Raw genomic sequence first — 14,485 nt, forward strand, 5'->3', positions numbered from 1 at the left:
CCCCTCCGGGAGGACCTGGAGGATCAGACGACGTCGGCGAGGTAGCCGGTGTCGGCCGCCGGGTGGCGCGCGACCTGGCTCCAGGCGACGGCGAGCGCGTCCACGGCCCGGTCGGTGATCTCCGGCGAGTAGCCGATCGGGATGCGCAGGAAGCGCTCGAAGGCGCCGTCGATCCCGAAGCGCGGGCCGGCGGTGATCAGCAGGCCCGAGGTGCGGGCGGCGAGCGCCAGCTGCGAGCTGGCCGGGCGGCCGAGGCCGACCCAGGTGGAGAGGCCGCCGGAGACCCGCGGCACGCTCCACTCCGGGATCGCGCGGGCGAGCGCCGCCTCGAGGTGGTCGCGGCCGGCCCGCAGCTGCTCGCGGCGCAGCTCCAGCACGCCGTCCATCCGGCCGAGCATGTCGGCGACCAGGAGCTGCTCGACGATCGGGCTGCCGAGATCGCCGGCCGAGCGCGCGGCGACGAGCTTCCGGATGACGCTCCGCTCGGCGCGGATCCAGCCGATGCGGATGCCGCCCCAGAGCGTCTTGCCGACCGAGCCGATCGAGATCACCGTGCCCTCGGGCCCGTAGGAGGCGAACGGCAGCGGCGACATCCGCCGGTCGATGTCGAGCTCGGCGGTGGTCTCGTCGGCGATGATCAGCGTGCCCTGGCGCGCGGCGGCCGCGATCGCGCGCTCGCGCAGGTCGACGGCCATCGAGCGGCCGGTCGGGTTGTGGAAGTCGGGCATCAGGTAGGCGAGCGTCGGGCTGGTGCCGCGGATCGCCGCGATCAGGCCCTCGCCGTCCCAGCCGTCGGCGCCGTCCACGTTGACCGGCACCAGGCGGGCGCCGGCGAGCCGGAGCGCCTCGTAGGCGTGCGGGTAGGTCGGCGCCTCGATCAGGGCGCGGTCGCCGCGGGCGAGCAGGGTGCGGGCGACGAGCGCGATCGCGTGCTGCGCGCCGATGGTCACCATGATCTGGCCGGGCTCGGTGCGCAGCCCGCGGCGGGTGTAGCGCTCGGCGATCGCGCGGCGCAGCAGCGGCAGGCCGACGGTGTCGTAGGAGCCGTCCTCGAAGTACTCCGGCGCGAGGCGCGCGGCACGGGCGTAGGCCTCGGCGAGCTCGGGCACCGCGGGCAGCGCCGCCTTGGTGAAGTCGACGAAGTCGGGCGCGAGGGTCGGCACGGCGTGCACCGCGGCGCCGGGGAGGCGGGTCGCGCTGCCGGAGCCTCGGACGCTGACGAGGTAGCCGCTGTCGCGCAGCTCGCGGTAGGCGGCGGCCACGGTGGTGCGGCTCACGCCGAGCCGCGCCGACAGCTCGCGCTCGGCGGGGAGCCGGCTGTCCGTCGGGATGCGGCCGTCGATGCTGAGCAGGCGGATGCGGTCGGCGAGGGCGAGGTACGCCGGGCGGGTGCCGCGCTGCTCGCGCCAGTCGCCGAGGAGGGTCTGCAGGGCGCGCACGCCGAAGTGGACATCAGCCATGCGTCCAAGATAGCCGGATTGGACCGCGCGAAGAAGGCCACCCCTGCGATGGGATTCTCGGCATGACGATCACCGCGCCCCTCGCCGTCCCCGCTCCCCCGGTGAGCCAGTGGCGGCTGCGACCCGTGCCGCGGCTGCTGGTCGGGCTCGTGCTCTACGGCTTCGCCGACGCGATGATGATCCGCGCGTCGATCGGCGTGGACCCGTGGACCGTCTTCGCCCTCGGCGTCGCCCGCCAGACCGGACTGGGGATCGGACTGCTCACCAACGTGATCGGACTGCTCGTCCTGCTGCTCTGGATCCCGCTGCGGCAGCGACCCGGCCTCGGCACCGTGCTGAACGTGCTGGTGGTCGGCACGACGATCGGCGTCGGGATCGAGCTGCTCGCCGTCCCCGCCGAGTGGTGGGGGAAAGCGCTGCTGTTCGCCGGCGGGCTGGTGCTGCTGGCCGTCGCGAGCGGGATCTACATCGGCGCCCGCCTCGGCGCCGGCCCGCGCGACGGCCTGATGACCGGGCTCCACCACCGCCTCGGGCTGCCGATCTGGGCGGCCCGCGGCGGCGTCGAGCTCACCGTGCTCCTGATCGGCTGGGCCCTCGGCGGCGACGTCGGCCTCGGCACCCTCGCCTTCGCCCTGCTGATCGGCCCCCTCTGCGCGGTGACGCTGCCACTGCTGGGCGTCCGCCGCCACTGACGCTGACGGCACATGCTGGTCGCGCGGCCTGCGCCTTCATGCTGATCGAGTAGCCCGCACAGCGGGCCCCCCTTCATGCTGATCGAGTAGCCCGCGCAGCGCGCCCCCTTCATGCTGATCGAGTAGCCCGCGAAGCGGGCGTATCGAGATCCACCACCGCCGGCAGGACGAGTCCGCAGACCGCCCTGCTGAGGACGGCGGGTCTCGATACGCCGCTCCGCGGCTGCTCGACCACCATGTGGCCGCACAACATCAGCTGAGACGAGGGGGCATCCCCTGACAGCGGAGGCCCACCCTTCTCAGCTGATGTTGTGCGGCGCCCCGCCGTCGAGCCGCCCGCGGGGCGGGTCCCTTCATGCTGAGCCGCCCGCGGGGCGGGTCCCTTCATGCTGATCGAGTAGCCCGCGAAGCGGGCGTATCGAGATCCACCGTGGTGCAGACGGTGGGTCTCGATACGCCCCTGCGGGGCTACTCGACCAGCATGAGGGGGCCGCTCCGCGGCTGCTCGACCAGCATGTGGCTGCGCCGGCTAGCGCTTCGCGCTCAGCTCCGCGCGGGTGCGCTCGGCCTCGTCCGAGTCCTGGATGGAGGCGATGCCCTCGGTGATCGAGGTGCCGGAGGCGGGGGCCTCGTGCTCGTCCGCGCCGAGGGTGGCCTCGTCGAAGGGGGCGCGGCCGCCGAGCACCTCGCGGACCTGCACCATGTCGATCTGCTTGGTCCAGGTGCCGACGAGGAGGGTCGCGACCGCGTTGCCGGTGAAGTTGGTGACCGCGCGGGCCTCCGACATGAAGCGGTCGATGCCGACGATGACGCCGACGCCGTTGACCAGGTCGGGACGGAAGGACTGCAGACCGCCGGCCAGGGTGGCGAGGCCGGCGCCGGTGACGCCCGCGGCGCCCTTGGACGCGACCATCATGAAGAGCAGGAGCCCGATCTGCTCCGGGATCGACATCGGGGCGCCGGTCGCCGAGGCGATGAAGAGCGAGGCCATCGTGAGGTAGATCGCGGTGCCGTCGAGGTTGAAGGAGTAGCCGGTCGGGACGGTGATGCCGACGACGGGCTTGGAGACGCCCAGGTGCTCCATCTTGGCGATCAGGCGGGGCAGAGCGGCCTCGGAGGAGGAGGTGCCGACGATGAGCAGGTACTCGCGGGCCAGGTACTTCATCAGCGAGAAGATGCTGACGCCGGTGACCAGGCGCAGCAGCAGGCCGAGGACGACGACCACGAAGATCGCGCAGGTGAGGTAGAAGCCGATCATCAGGGTGGCGAGGGCGACGACCGCGCCCCAGCCGGTCTTGCCGACCACCGCGGCGATCGCGCCGAACGCGCCGATCGGGGCGACCCAGAGCACCATCGAGAGGATGCGGAAGACCAGCACCTGCAGCTGCTTGATCGCGCCGAGGATCGGCTGGCCCTTGGCGCCCATCTTCTGCAGCGCGAAGCCGACCAGGAGGGCGACGAAGAGCGTCTGCAGGATGCTGCCGTCCACGAGCGAGGAGAACAGCGAGACCGGGATGATCCCGAGGATGAAGTCGCTGGTCGACTCCGCCTTGAGGTCGGTGGTGTCGTAGGTGGCGCTCGAGATGTCGAGGCCCTCGCCCGGGTGCAGGATGTTGCCGACGACCAGGCCGATGGCCAGCGCGAAGGTCGACATCACGATGAAGTAGCCGAGCGCGAGGCCGCCGACCTTGCCGACCGTCGCGGCCTTGGCGATCGAGCCGATGCCGATCACGATGGTGCAGAAGATGATCGGCGCGATCATCATCTTGATGAGGCCCACGAACGCCTTGCCGACGGGCTCGAGCGTCGCGGCGAACGCGGGGGCGACGAGGCCGACGATCACGCCGGCGACGACCGCGATGATCACGGCGATGTAGAGCCAGTGGTTGCGGTCGATCCGCCGGCGGGTCTTCACGGGGGTGAGGGAGGGGCTGAGCCTGTCGGTGCGGGGCCGGTCGGGGCCGCCGGGCGTCTTCGCCATGCGCGTGTCCTGTCTCTTCGTCGAGCTGGGAGGGGGTGAGACGATGCTCGCCCCCGCGGTCCGCCCGGCCGATGTTGCGTTCATACTGTTCACGGACACCGAGCTGTTCACGGACACCGAGCTGTTCACGGACATCGCGGTCCAGGTCGCGGACGAGGAGGTCGGATGCCCGGAACGAGCCCCCGCGGCAGCATCGCCGCGCGGCTGTTCGCCGTGCAGCTGATCTGCATCCTCGTGATCGGCGCGATCGCGGTGCTGGTCCTCGCGTTCGACGCCCGCGGGCGCGCCGGCGACGACGCGGCCCAGCGGAGCCTGGTGGTCGCGCGCACGGTCGCCGACAACCCGTTCGTCCTCGACGCGGCGCAAGGGGCCGACCCGTCGGCCTCGCTCCAGCCCTACGCGGAGGAGATCATGGCCGACACCGGCGTCGACTTCCTCACGATCATGAACCCCGACCGCACCCGCTACACCCACCGCGACCGCGCGCAGATCGGCCTGCCGTTCATCGGCACCATCGCCCCGGCACTCGAGGGCCGCACCTTCACCGAGACCTACACCGGCACCCTCGGCCCCTCGGTGCGCGCCGTCGCCCCGATCGAGAGCGCCGACGGCACCGTCGTCGCGCTGGTGTCGGCCGGCGTGACCCTGAGCCGGGTGGACGCCTCCTTCCTCCCCCGGCTCCAGGTCGTCGCCGGCGGCGTGCTCGGCGCGGTGGCCCTCGGCGGCATCGGCTCCTGGCTGCTCGCCCGCTACCTCCGCCGGGTCACGGGCGGCCGGGGGCCCGAGCAGATGAGCCAGGTCTTCGCCTACTACGAGTCGGTGCTGCACTCGGTGCGCGAGGGGCTGCTCCTCGTCGACGACCGCGGCCGTCTCGTGCTCGCGAACGACCACGCGCTCGAGCTGCTCGGACTCGAGGGCGTGTCGATCCCGGTGCCCGTGGCCGAGCTCGACCTCCCCGACGCCCTGCGCGCGGTGCTGCTCGCCGACGAGCCGGTCGCCGACCGCCTGGTCGTGGCGCACGAGCGGATCCTCGTGGTCAACGAGCGACCGGCCGCCTCCCCCGGTGCCCGGCCTCTCGGCACCGTCACGACGCTCCGCGACCGCACCGAGCTGCAGCGGGTGTCCGGCGAGCTGGAGTCGATGCGCACCCTCTCGGACGCGCTGCGCTCGCAGACCCACGAGTTCTCCAACCGCCTGCACACCATCGCCTCGCTGATCGAGCTCGGCCGACCCGAGGAGGCGCTCGCCTTCGCGGCGGGCGAGCTGAACCTCAGCCAGCGGCTGGCCGACCGGGTGCTCGGCTCGGTGCAGGAGCCGGTGATCGCCGCGCTGCTGCTCGGCAAGGCCGCTCAGGCCCGCGAGCGCGGGGTCGAGCTGCACCTCGAGACGCACCTCGAGCCGGGCTCCCAGGGCTTCGAGCCCGGCGACCTGGTGACCGTGCTCGGCAACCTGATCGACAACGCGCTCGACGCGGCCGCCTCCTCCGCCGCCGACCGCGAGCCGTGGGTCGAGGTCTACCTCGGCCTGGCCGAGGCGTCGGGAGCCGAGGGCGCCGAGCTGGTGCTGCAGGTCTCCGACAGCGGACCCGGCGTCGCCGAGGCGGCCGACGTCTTCGCGCGCGGCTACTCGACGAAGGAGTCCGACGCGTTCGGCCGCGGCATCGGCCTCGCGCTGGTGCGGCAGGTGGTGCAGCGGCTCGGCGGGAGCATCGAGGTGACCCGGCACGTCGGCGCGGTGTTCACGGTGCAGCTGCCGCTGCGGGACCCGGCCGGGGCGACCCGGTGACCGCCGCGCCGATCCGCGTCCTCGTCGTCGAGGACGAGCCGCTGACCGCGAGCGCGCACGCCGACTACGTCCGGCGCGTCGAGGGTTTCGAGGTCGCGGCGGTGGCCGGCAGCGGCGCGGAGGCGATCCGGGCCCTGCGCGCCGATCCCGCGATCGCGCTGATCCTGCTCGACATGAACCTGCCCGACATGGGCGGGCTCGACCTCTGCCGTGCCGTGCGCACCGCGGGCCTGGACGTCGACGTGATCGCGATCACCGCCGTGCGCGACGCCGCCGTGGTGCGCGCCTCCGTCGCCGCCGGGATCGTGCAGTACCTGATCAAGCCGTTCGTCTTCAGCGTCTTCGCGGCGAAGCTCGCCAGCTACCGCCAGTACCGCGAGCGGATGCACGGCGCCGACGTCGCGAGCCAGCACGAGGTCGACGGCGCCTTCGCGGCGCTGCGGACCTCCAACGCACCCGGGCTGGCGAAGGGGCTCTCGGCGGAGACGCTCGACGCGGTGACCGCGCTGCTCGGCCCGGTCGGCCTCTCCGCGGGCGAGCTCGCCGCCCGGCTCGATGTCTCGCGGGTCACCGCACGGCGCTACCTCGAGCACCTCGCCGACTCGGGAGTCGCCGAGCGCGCCCCGCGCTACGGCTCGCCGGGGCGGCCGGAGCTGGAGTACCGCAGGGTCTGAGGGGCTACTGCTTGTACGACGACAGGAAGTTCCCCAGCCGCTCGATCGCCTCGGAGATCACCCGCTCCTCCGGCAGCGTCACGATCCGCAGGTGATCGGGAGTCGGCCAGTTGAAGCCGGTGCCGGGCACCAGCAGGATGTGCTCCGCGAGCAGCAGGTCGTAGACGAGCCGCCCGTCGTCGCGGATCTCGTGCACCTCCGGATCGAGCCGCGGGAACGCGTAGAGCGCGCCCATCGGCAGCTCGCAGGAGACGCCGGGGATCGCCTGCAGTCCCTTCCACGCGGCGTCGCGCTGGCGCCGCAGCCGCCCGCCCGGCGCGATCAGCGCCTCGATCGACTGCACCCCCGAGAGCGCCGCCTGCACCGCATACTGCCCCGGCACGTTGGGGCAGAGCCGGGTCGAGGCGAGCAGGGTGATCCCCTCGAGGAACCCCGCGGCGTGCTCGCGCGGCCCGGTGATCGCGAGCCAGCCGGAGCGGTAGCCGGCGACGCGGTAGGTCTTGGACAGGCCGTTGAAGGTGAGGCAGAGCTGGTCCGGTGCGAGCGACGCCAGCGGGATGTGCTGCGCGTCGTCGTAGAGGATCCGGTCGTAGATCTCGTCGGCGAGCAGCAGCAGCGAGTGCTCCTCGGCGAGCGCCACGATCCCCTCGAGCACCTCGCGGGTGTAGACGGCGCCGGTCGGGTTGTTGGGGTTGATCACGACGATCGCCTTCGTCCGCGCCGTGATCTTCGAGCGGATGTCCTCGAGGTCGGGCTGCCAGCCGTCGTCCTCCGCGCAGCGGTAGTGCACCGCGGTGCCGCCGGCGAGGCTCGTCATCGCCGTCCAGAGCGGGTAGTCGGGCGCCGGGATGAGCACCTCGTCGCCGTCGTCGAGCAGCGCCTGCAGCGTCATCGTGATCAGCTCGGACACCCCGTTGCCGAGGAACACCCACTCCGGGTCCACCGGCGGGAAGCCGGGGACCTCCTCGTAGCGGTAGGTCACCGCGAGGCGGGCCGAGAGGATCCCGCGGCTGTCGCTGTAGCCGTGCGCGCTGGGCATCGCGGCGATCATGTCGCGGACGATCTGGTGCGGCGCCTCGAAGTCGAATCCGGCCGGGTTGCCGGTGTTGAGCTTCAGGATGCGGTGCCCCTCGCTCTCCAGCCGCGACGCCTCCACGAGCGCCTTGCCGCGGATCTCGTAGAGGACGTTGCGGAGCTTGGAGGACTGCTCGAGGGGGCGCGGCGGGGTCATCGGTCCAGTATTCACCGGCCGACGACCCCGAGAGCCGGTCAGCCCCTCGTGGCGCGGACCGCGGCGGCGATCTCCTCCTCGATGAGGTCGTAGTTGATCGCGGCGGCGACGCGGAGGCCGTCGGCGGCCGCCGCCATCACCTGCGACATCGGCTCGACCAGCGAGCCGGCGGCGAAGACCCGCGGCGCGGTGGTGCGGCCCATCGGGTCGACGGTGAGGTGCCGGGCGGCACCGGAGGGGTGGTCGACGAGCTCGAGGCCGAGGCCGTCGGGCAGGTTGCCCTCGACGCGGGGGCCGACGACCAGCGCGTCGAGCTCGAGCCGGCGGCCGTCGACGACGACGCCGACCAGGCGGTCGTCCTCGACGAGGACCTCGGTGACGGCGCCGTCGATCAGCTCGATGCCGCGGGCGGCGAGTCCCTCGGCCTCCTCCGCTCCCGGCGCGAAGACGCCGTTGGTGAGGATCGACACCCGGTCGCTGAGCTGCCGGAACATCTGCGCCTGGTGGCCGGAGAAGCCGCTGCCGAGCACGGCGATCCGGCGCCCGCGCACCTCGAAGCCGTGGCAGTACGGGCAGTGCAGCACGTCGCGGCCCCAGCGCTCGGCGAGCCCCGGGATCCCGGGCAGCCGGTCGGTGGAGCCGCTGGCGAGCAGCAGGCGGCGGGCGCGGAGCACGGTGCCGTCGGCGAGGGTCGCGGTGACGCCGCCGTCGGCGGTCGAGGCCGACACGATCCGCCCCGGGACGACGCGCACTCCGTAGCCCTCGGCCTCGGTCCGGGCGAGGCGGGCGAGCTCGACCGGCGCGGTGCCGTCGCGGGTGAGCACGTTGTGGGCGCCGGGTGAGGGCGCGTTGCGGGGCGGCCCGCCGTCGACGACGAGCACGTCGCGGAGGCTGCGGCCGAGGGCGGTGGCGGCGGCGAGGCCGGCGAAGGAGGCGCCGGCGATGAGGACGTCGGGGAGGTCTGAAGCGGTCATGTCCCGAGCATCCGGCGGCGGCGGCGGTCCGTCGAGGATCCGTGCCGTTCCAGCACGACCGCGCGGCCCGCGTGCCAGGATCGGGGCATGCACCCCGAGCACGACACTCCCTCCGACACTCCCTCCGACGACGAGATCGTCGCCGCTGTCGGACCGCGGCTGAAGCACCTCCGCCTGCGCCGCGACCGCACGATCGCCTCACTCGCCGCGGAGACCGGCATCTCCGCGAGCACGCTCTCCCGGCTGGAGAGCGGCGGCCGGCGCGCGACGCTCGAGCTGCTGCTCCCGATCGCGCGCGCCCTCGGCACCCCGCTCGACGAGCTGGTCGGCGCCGCGCCCGAGGACCCGCGCGTGCACGGCCGGCCGTTCACCCGGCACGGGATGCGGATCCAGCCGCTCAGCCGCGACGCCGGCGCCCTGCAGGCCTTCAAGACGACGATCCCCGCCGGACCGATCCCCGCACCGGAGCAACAGCGCACGCACGAGGGCTTCGAGTGGCTCTACGTGCTGAGCGGCCGGCTCCGGCTGCGCCTCGGCGAGCACGACATCGTCCTGCCGGCGGGCGAGGCCGCGGAGTTCGACACCCGAGTGCCGCACTGGTTCGGCCGGGCCGACGAGCAGCAGGTCGAGTTCCTCAGCCTGTTCGGGCGCCAGGGCGAGCGGATGCACGTCCGCGCGTCGACGCGGCGCTGAGCCGGCGACGCTGAGACGGCGGCGGCGGCGGCTCAGCTCTCGCCGAGCACCTCGCGGACGAAGCCGGTCGTCTTCACGCGCAGGGTCGCGATCCGCTCGGCCTTCGCCGCCTCGACGTCGAAGCCGATGTAGGCGACCGAGGGCCGGGTGCGGACGTTGGCCGAGCACTGGAAGTCCGCGCAGACCAGCGTGCCGAGAGTGTCGCCCGCGCGCCCGGCCGGGCCGGCCTTCTTCGCGCCGAAGAAGACCACGTCGTTGGGCAGCCGGATGTCGCGGCACCAGGAGCACTGCGCCCGCGAGCGCGGGTTCGCGTCGGCCTGGCGGAGCAGGACGCCCACGAGCCGGTCCTCGAGCGGCACGACGACGTAGGCGCGGCGGCCGATCTTCCTGTCGCGCCAGCCGAGATGGTCGAACGACTCCCAGTCGAGGTCGTCGAAGCCGGCGGGGAGCGAGAGATCCGCGACCTCCTTGCGTGAGGCGTTCACGAAGGAGTCGCGGATCTGCTGGTCGGTGAGGGCGCGCATGTCCTCTCCAGCCTAATCAGCCGAGGTGCGCGACGGCCTCCCGCGGTGCCTGCGCGAGGAACTGCTCCTTCTTGATCCGGATCATCGTGAACGCGATGACCGCGGCGAGCACCAGCCCGACGGCCGCCGCGACGAACACCGCGGAGTAGCCGTCGACGAAGGCGACCGGCGAGGACTGCTCCCCCGCCACTACCGCGTAGAGCGTGGTGAAGACGGAGAGGCCGATCGAGCCGCCGATCTGCATCGCGGCGTTGGCGGTCGCTCCGGCGGCACCGGCGTCGTGGCCGGCGATCCCGGTCAGCGCCACGTTCTGCACCGGCACGAAGATCATCGCCATGCCGACGCCGAGCAGGATCAGGCCGGGCAGCACCTGCACGAGGTAGGAGCCGTCCGCGGTGATGCGGCTGAGGTAGAGCAGGCCGGCGGCCGCGATCAGCGGGCCGACGATCATCAGCAGGCGCGGCCCGACAGTCGGCAGCAGCTTGGTGGCGATGCCCGCGACGATCATGATCGTGACGGTCATCGGGAGGTTGGCGAGGCCGGCCTCGAGCGGCGCGAGGCCGAGCACGAGCTGCAGGTGCAGCGTGAGGTAGAGGGTCGAGCCGATCATGACGCTGCCGACGATCGCCTGGATCAGGAACGCGCCGCCGCGGATGCGGTCGGTGACGATGCGCAGCGGGAGCAGGGGGTGGTCGGAGCGGGCCTGGATGCGGACGAAGACCGCGAGCAGCAGGACACCGGCGAGCAGGAAGCCGAGGGTGTCGACGCGGAGCCAGCCCTGCTCGGCGAGCGTGAAGCCGTAGACGAGGCTCGCGAGGCCGAGCGCGACGGTGATCGTGCCGGCGATGTCGAAGCGGTTGCGGCCCTCGGCACGGCTCTCGGTCACCAGCAGGGCGCCGGCGACGACGCCGATCAGCACGACGGGGACGTTGACCAGGAGGCACCAGCGCCAGTCGGCGAACTCGGTGAGCAGACCGCCGAGGACGAGGCCGACCGCGGCGCCCGCTCCGGCGACCGCGCCGAAGACCGCGAAGGCGGTGTTGCGCTCGCGCCCGCCCGGGAAGGAGACGGTGAGCAGCGCGAGGGCGGCCGGGGCGAGCAGCGCGGCGAAGGCGCCCTGCAGACCGCGGGCGGCGATCAGCTCGGTGCCGGAGGAGGCGACGCCGCCCCAGGCCGAGGCCGCGCCGAAGCCGACCATGCCGATGAGGTATGTGCGCTTGCGGCCCGTGTAGTCGGCGATGCGGCCGCCGAGCAGGAGGAGGGCGCCGAAGGCGAGCGCGTAGGCGGTGACGACCCACTGGCGCTCGACGTCGGTGAGGCCGAGGTCGGCCTGCGCGGCGGGCAGGGCGATGGTGACGATCGTGCCGTCGAGGACGACGACGAGCTGGGTCATCGCGAGGATCACGAGGACCCACCAGCGGCGGGAGGAGGAGGGCGCGGGCATTGCTGAGCCTTTCGAAGCGGAGGGAGCGGGACCGGCGGGTCCGGATCCGAGCCGCGTCTCTGGGGCTGAACCACCCCAACTGGTTGGTTGGGCATCGACGAGTGTACAGTTCGAGCGCCCGGAGGTGTAAGCGTGAGCGAGAAGAAGATCGAGCACGATGCGGCGGTCCCCGCCCGCGAGCGCATCCTCCGCGCCGCGACGGCCGAGTTCGCCGAGCACGGCTTCGCCGGAGCGCGCGTCGACCGCGTCGCCGCCGCGGCCGGCCTGAACAAGGAGCGGCTCTACGCCTACTACGGCGGCAAGCGCGGCCTGTTCGTCGCGACCGTGGTCGGCGCCCTGGAGGCGCTCGACGCGACGCTGCTCGCCGAGGCGGACGACCTGCCGGACCTCGCCGGCCGGATGTTCGACCACGTCTGGGACCGCCCCGAGTTCCTCCGCCTGCTCACCTGGGCGCGCCTCGAGGGCGGCGGCGTCTGGGAGGAGGCCGGCGAGCGCCTCGGCGGCATCCCGGCTCCCGAGGCCCGCGTGCAGGAGTGGCAGCGAGACGGGACGGTCGACGCGAGCTGGTCGGCGGAGGACCTCTTCATCGCCCTGCTCGGGCTCTGCGAGATCTGGCACCTGACGCCGTTCGCGCAGCGCGGGGGCGACGGCACCCGCGAGCGCCGCCGCGCCTTCGTCGTGCACGTGGCGGCGCTGGTGGGGGCGCCCGCCGACGGGCCGACCGCGGTCAGTCCGCGGTCGTGAGCCGCTCGAGGTAGCCGGCGAAGGCGAGCAGGTCGGCCTCGGGCCAGCTGCTCAGGGCCTCCTGCATCCGCTGGCGCTGCTGACCGCCCAGGTCGCCCATCCGCTCGCGGCCGTGCTCGGTGAGCGTGAGGAAGCGGGCGCGGCCGTCGGCCGGATCGGCGGCGGTCTCCACCAGCTCCAGCGCGCAGAGCTGGCGGATCTGCCGGCTGATCACGCTGCGGTCCACGCCGAGGCGCTCGGCCGCGACGCTCGAGTGCACGGGACCGCAGCGCTCCAGCATCCGGAGCAGCCGCAGCCCGAACGGCGGCAGCCCGGGGTCGATGCTCGCCGCCGCGTCGCGCACGGCCGTCCGGACCTGCACGGCGAGCGCGGTGATCTGCTCCTCGACCTGGAGCAGCGCGCTCGCCGGGGCGGCGGTCGGGACGGCCGGTGCGGCGGTCATCAGGGGCGCTCGGCCACGTCGATCGCGCCGGTGGTGGTCGCGGCGTGCCGGGCGTGAGCGACGGGAGCCGCGTGGCGGCCGTGCGCGCTGTCGTCGTGAGCGCTGTCGTCGTGGGCGATGTCGACAGCGACGCGGTCGACGTGGATGCGCTCCTCCGCGTGCACCGCGCTGTCGCTCCGGACGCTCTGCCCGACCGGGCGCAGGCCCGCCTGGCCGTCGGAGGCGGCGATCAGCGCGTCCTCCGCGCCGGCGACGACGCCCGAGGGCTCCGTCTTGCGCTGCACGGCGTTCATCGTGCCGAGCGGCGCGTTCGGCAGCAGCAGGACCGCGATCAGCGTGATGACCGCGAGCGGGATGCTGTAGAGGAAGACGTCGCCGACGCCGATGCCGTAGGCGCTCTCGACCACGACGCGCACGGCGTCCGGGAGCGTGTTGACCTGCGGGATCGTGCCGCTGCCGAGCGCCTGGGCGGCGATCGCCTGGTCGGCCGGCGCGAGGCCGGCGATGCCGGTCTTGATGTGGTCGGCGATCACCGTGCCGAGCATCGAGCCCAGCACCGAGACGCCCACGGTGCCGCCGAGGCTGCGGAAGAAGGTGACCGCGCTGGTCGCGACGCCGAGGTTCTTGATGTCGATCGAGTTCTGCACGACGAGCACCAGGTTCTGCATCAGCATGCCCAGGCCCGCGCCGAGGATCGCCATGAAGACGCCCACCAGCACGAGGTTCGTGTCGTAGCGCAGGGTGCTGAGGAGGAAGGTGCCGACGACCGCGAGCACGCCGCCGGTCACCATGATCGCCTTCCACTTGCCGGTGCGCGAGATGATCCCGCCGAAGATGGTGGACGCGATCAGCAGTCCGGCCATCATCGGGATCGTCAGCAGACCCGACTGGGTCGGCGTGGCACCGCGCGAGAGCTGCATGTACTGCGCGAGGAAGACCGCGACACCGAACATCGAGACGCCGACCGAGATGCTCGCCACGACGGCGAGGCTGAAGGTGCGGTTCTTGAACATCCCCATCGGGATGATCGGCTCAGCGACGGTGAGCTCGGTGATCACCGCGGCGACCAGCAGCACGACGGAGCCGCCGACCATGACCGCGGTCTCCCAGGAGGCCCACTCGAAGTTCTTGCCGGCCAGCGAGACCCAGATCAGCAGCAGCGAGACGCCGCCGGCGATGAGGACCGCGCCGAGGTAGTCGATCTTGACGGTGCGCTTGGGGTGCGCGGGGAGGCGCAGCGTCACCTGGAGCAGGATGATCGCGACGATCGCGACGGGCAGCGCGATGAAGAAGTTCCAGCGCCAGCCGAACGCGTCGGTGACGACGCCGCCCAGCAGCGGGCCGCCGACGGTGCCGATCGCCATCACGCCGCCGAAGAGGCCGGCGTACTTGCCGCGCTCCCGGGGGCTGATGATGTCGGCCATGATGATCTGGCTCAGCGCGGCGAGTCCGCCGGCGCCGAGGCCCTGGAAGACGCGGAACACGATCAGCATGTTCGTGTCCTGCGAGAAGCCGGCCGCGGCCGAGCCGATCACGAAGATCGCGAGCGCGAGCTGGATGAGCAGCTTGCGGTTGAAGAGGTCGGCGAACTTGCCCCAGAGCGGGGTGGAGACGGTGGTCGCGAGCAGAGTCGCGGTGACGACCCAGGTGTAGGCGTTCTGGTCGCCCTTGAGGTCCGAGATGATCAGCGGCAGCGAGGTCGACACGACCGTGCCCGCGAGGATCGAGACGAACATGCCCAGCAGCAGGCCGCTGAGGGACTCGAGCACCTGGCGGTGCGACATGGACCCGTCGGGGCTGACGGGGGTGGCGCGCTCTTCTCGAGTGCGCGTGCGCTCTGC

General features: G+C 72.8%; 13 protein-coding genes. 5 read left to right on the forward strand and 8 right to left on the reverse strand.

Translation table 11 applies throughout. The features are described from left to right. Positions 1-23 precede the first annotated feature (23 nt). Positions 24-1,460, reverse strand: coding sequence for a PLP-dependent aminotransferase family protein (locus EDF43_RS00530; RefSeq protein ID WP_123734923.1), 1,437 nt, complete (start codon positions 1,458-1,460; stop codon positions 24-26). Positions 1,461-1,522: 62 nt separating this feature from the next. Between EDF43_RS00530 and EDF43_RS00535 the strand changes: the two genes are divergently transcribed. Continuing rightward, complete coding sequence (locus EDF43_RS00535) at positions 1,523-2,152, forward strand: hypothetical protein (protein ID WP_347812530.1); 630 nt, start codon at positions 1,523-1,525, stop codon at positions 2,150-2,152. A 529-nt stretch (positions 2,153-2,681) separates the two neighbouring features. On the opposite strand, the gene EDF43_RS00540 is transcribed toward EDF43_RS00535, so the two are convergent. Further along, positions 2,682-4,133 (reverse strand): cation:dicarboxylase symporter family transporter, encoded by a 1,452-nt coding sequence (locus EDF43_RS00540; protein ID WP_123734922.1) that lies wholly within the window; start codon positions 4,131-4,133, stop codon positions 2,682-2,684. A gap of 165 nt (positions 4,134-4,298) precedes the next feature. On the opposite strand from EDF43_RS00540, the gene EDF43_RS00545 reads away from it, so the two are divergent. After that, the gene (locus tag EDF43_RS00545) at positions 4,299-5,918 is read left to right on the forward strand and encodes a sensor histidine kinase (RefSeq protein ID WP_132434784.1); all 1,620 of its coding nucleotides are present in this window, start codon (positions 4,299-4,301) and stop codon (positions 5,916-5,918) included. Beyond that, entirely contained in the window at positions 5,915-6,592 is a 678-nt protein-coding gene (locus tag EDF43_RS00550) for a response regulator (protein WP_173287141.1), read from the forward strand. Before EDF43_RS00545 ends, EDF43_RS00550 begins: the two co-directional genes overlap by 4 nt. Before the next feature lie 4 nt (positions 6,593-6,596). On the opposite strand, the gene EDF43_RS00555 is transcribed toward EDF43_RS00550, so the two are convergent. Then, positions 6,597-7,823, reverse strand: a complete 1,227-nt coding sequence (locus EDF43_RS00555) for a pyridoxal phosphate-dependent aminotransferase (RefSeq protein WP_123701857.1) — start codon at positions 7,821-7,823, stop codon at positions 6,597-6,599. 38 nt (positions 7,824-7,861) lie between these two features. Continuing rightward, positions 7,862-8,797, reverse strand: a complete 936-nt coding sequence (locus EDF43_RS00560; protein ID WP_132434786.1) for an NAD(P)/FAD-dependent oxidoreductase — start codon at positions 8,795-8,797, stop codon at positions 7,862-7,864. Positions 8,798-8,884: 87 nt separating this feature from the next. Between EDF43_RS00560 and EDF43_RS00565 the strand changes: the two genes are divergently transcribed. Next, the gene (locus EDF43_RS00565; RefSeq protein ID WP_132434788.1) at positions 8,885-9,490 is read left to right on the forward strand and encodes an XRE family transcriptional regulator; all 606 of its coding nucleotides are present in this window, start codon (positions 8,885-8,887) and stop codon (positions 9,488-9,490) included. A 32-nt stretch (positions 9,491-9,522) separates the two neighbouring features. On the opposite strand, the gene EDF43_RS00570 is transcribed toward EDF43_RS00565, so the two are convergent. Together EDF43_RS00570 and EDF43_RS00575 are read right to left on the reverse strand one after the other, a co-directional pair. Then, positions 9,523-10,014, reverse strand: coding sequence for an FBP domain-containing protein (locus EDF43_RS00570; RefSeq protein WP_132434790.1), 492 nt, complete (start codon positions 10,012-10,014; stop codon positions 9,523-9,525). A 16-nt stretch (positions 10,015-10,030) separates the two neighbouring features. After that, the gene (locus EDF43_RS00575; protein WP_132434792.1) at positions 10,031-11,458 is read right to left on the reverse strand and encodes an MFS transporter; all 1,428 of its coding nucleotides are present in this window, start codon (positions 11,456-11,458) and stop codon (positions 10,031-10,033) included. A 132-nt stretch (positions 11,459-11,590) separates the two neighbouring features. Here EDF43_RS00575 and EDF43_RS00580 point away from each other — a divergent pair, with 132 nt between their 5' ends. Beyond that, a complete protein-coding gene (locus EDF43_RS00580; RefSeq protein WP_165908966.1) occupies positions 11,591-12,202 on the forward strand; it encodes a TetR family transcriptional regulator in 612 nt (203 codons plus the stop codon). Here EDF43_RS00580 and EDF43_RS00585 read toward each other — a convergent pair. Together EDF43_RS00585 and EDF43_RS00590 are read right to left on the reverse strand one after the other, a co-directional pair. Next, positions 12,186-12,644, reverse strand: a complete 459-nt coding sequence (locus EDF43_RS00585; RefSeq protein ID WP_132434796.1) for a MarR family winged helix-turn-helix transcriptional regulator — start codon at positions 12,642-12,644, stop codon at positions 12,186-12,188. The genes EDF43_RS00580 and EDF43_RS00585 overlap by 17 nt on opposite strands. Next, positions 12,644-14,428, reverse strand: a complete 1,785-nt coding sequence (locus EDF43_RS00590) for an MDR family MFS transporter (protein ID WP_243646218.1) — start codon at positions 14,426-14,428, stop codon at positions 12,644-12,646. The genes EDF43_RS00585 and EDF43_RS00590 overlap by 1 nt, the downstream gene beginning before the upstream one ends. Between the last annotated feature and the right edge of the window lie 57 nt (positions 14,429-14,485).

Origin of the sequence: Rathayibacter sp. PhB179, from assembly GCF_004345345.1 — a bacterium.
GTDB classification, from domain to species: Bacteria; Actinomycetota; Actinomycetes; order Actinomycetales; family Microbacteriaceae; genus Rathayibacter; species Rathayibacter festucae.

Bases quoted from the DNA above. Each gene is read 5' to 3' on its own strand.
- EDF43_RS00530 (WP_123734923.1), bottom strand. From the start codon at position 1,460: ATGGCTGATGTCCACTTCGGCGTGCGCGCCCTGCAGACCCTCCTCGGC.
- EDF43_RS00535 (WP_347812530.1), top strand. From the start codon at position 1,523: ATGACGATCACCGCGCCCCTCGCCGTCCCCGCTCCCCCGGTGAGCCAG.
- EDF43_RS00540 (WP_123734922.1), bottom strand. From the start codon at position 4,133: ATGGCGAAGACGCCCGGCGGCCCCGACCGGCCCCGCACCGACAGGCTC.
- EDF43_RS00545 (WP_132434784.1), top strand. From the start codon at position 4,299: ATGCCCGGAACGAGCCCCCGCGGCAGCATCGCCGCGCGGCTGTTCGCC.
- EDF43_RS00555 (WP_123701857.1), bottom strand. From the start codon at position 7,823: ATGACCCCGCCGCGCCCCCTCGAGCAGTCCTCCAAGCTCCGCAACGTC.
- EDF43_RS00560 (WP_132434786.1), bottom strand. From the start codon at position 8,797: ATGACCGCTTCAGACCTCCCCGACGTCCTCATCGCCGGCGCCTCCTTC.
- EDF43_RS00565 (WP_132434788.1), top strand. From the start codon at position 8,885: ATGCACCCCGAGCACGACACTCCCTCCGACACTCCCTCCGACGACGAG.
- EDF43_RS00570 (WP_132434790.1), bottom strand. From the start codon at position 10,014: ATGCGCGCCCTCACCGACCAGCAGATCCGCGACTCCTTCGTGAACGCC.
- EDF43_RS00575 (WP_132434792.1), bottom strand. From the start codon at position 11,458: ATGCCCGCGCCCTCCTCCTCCCGCCGCTGGTGGGTCCTCGTGATCCTC.
- EDF43_RS00585 (WP_132434796.1), bottom strand. From the start codon at position 12,644: ATGACCGCCGCACCGGCCGTCCCGACCGCCGCCCCGGCGAGCGCGCTG.
- EDF43_RS00590 (WP_243646218.1), bottom strand. From the start codon at position 14,428: ATGTCGCACCGCCAGGTGCTCGAGTCCCTCAGCGGCCTGCTGCTGGGC.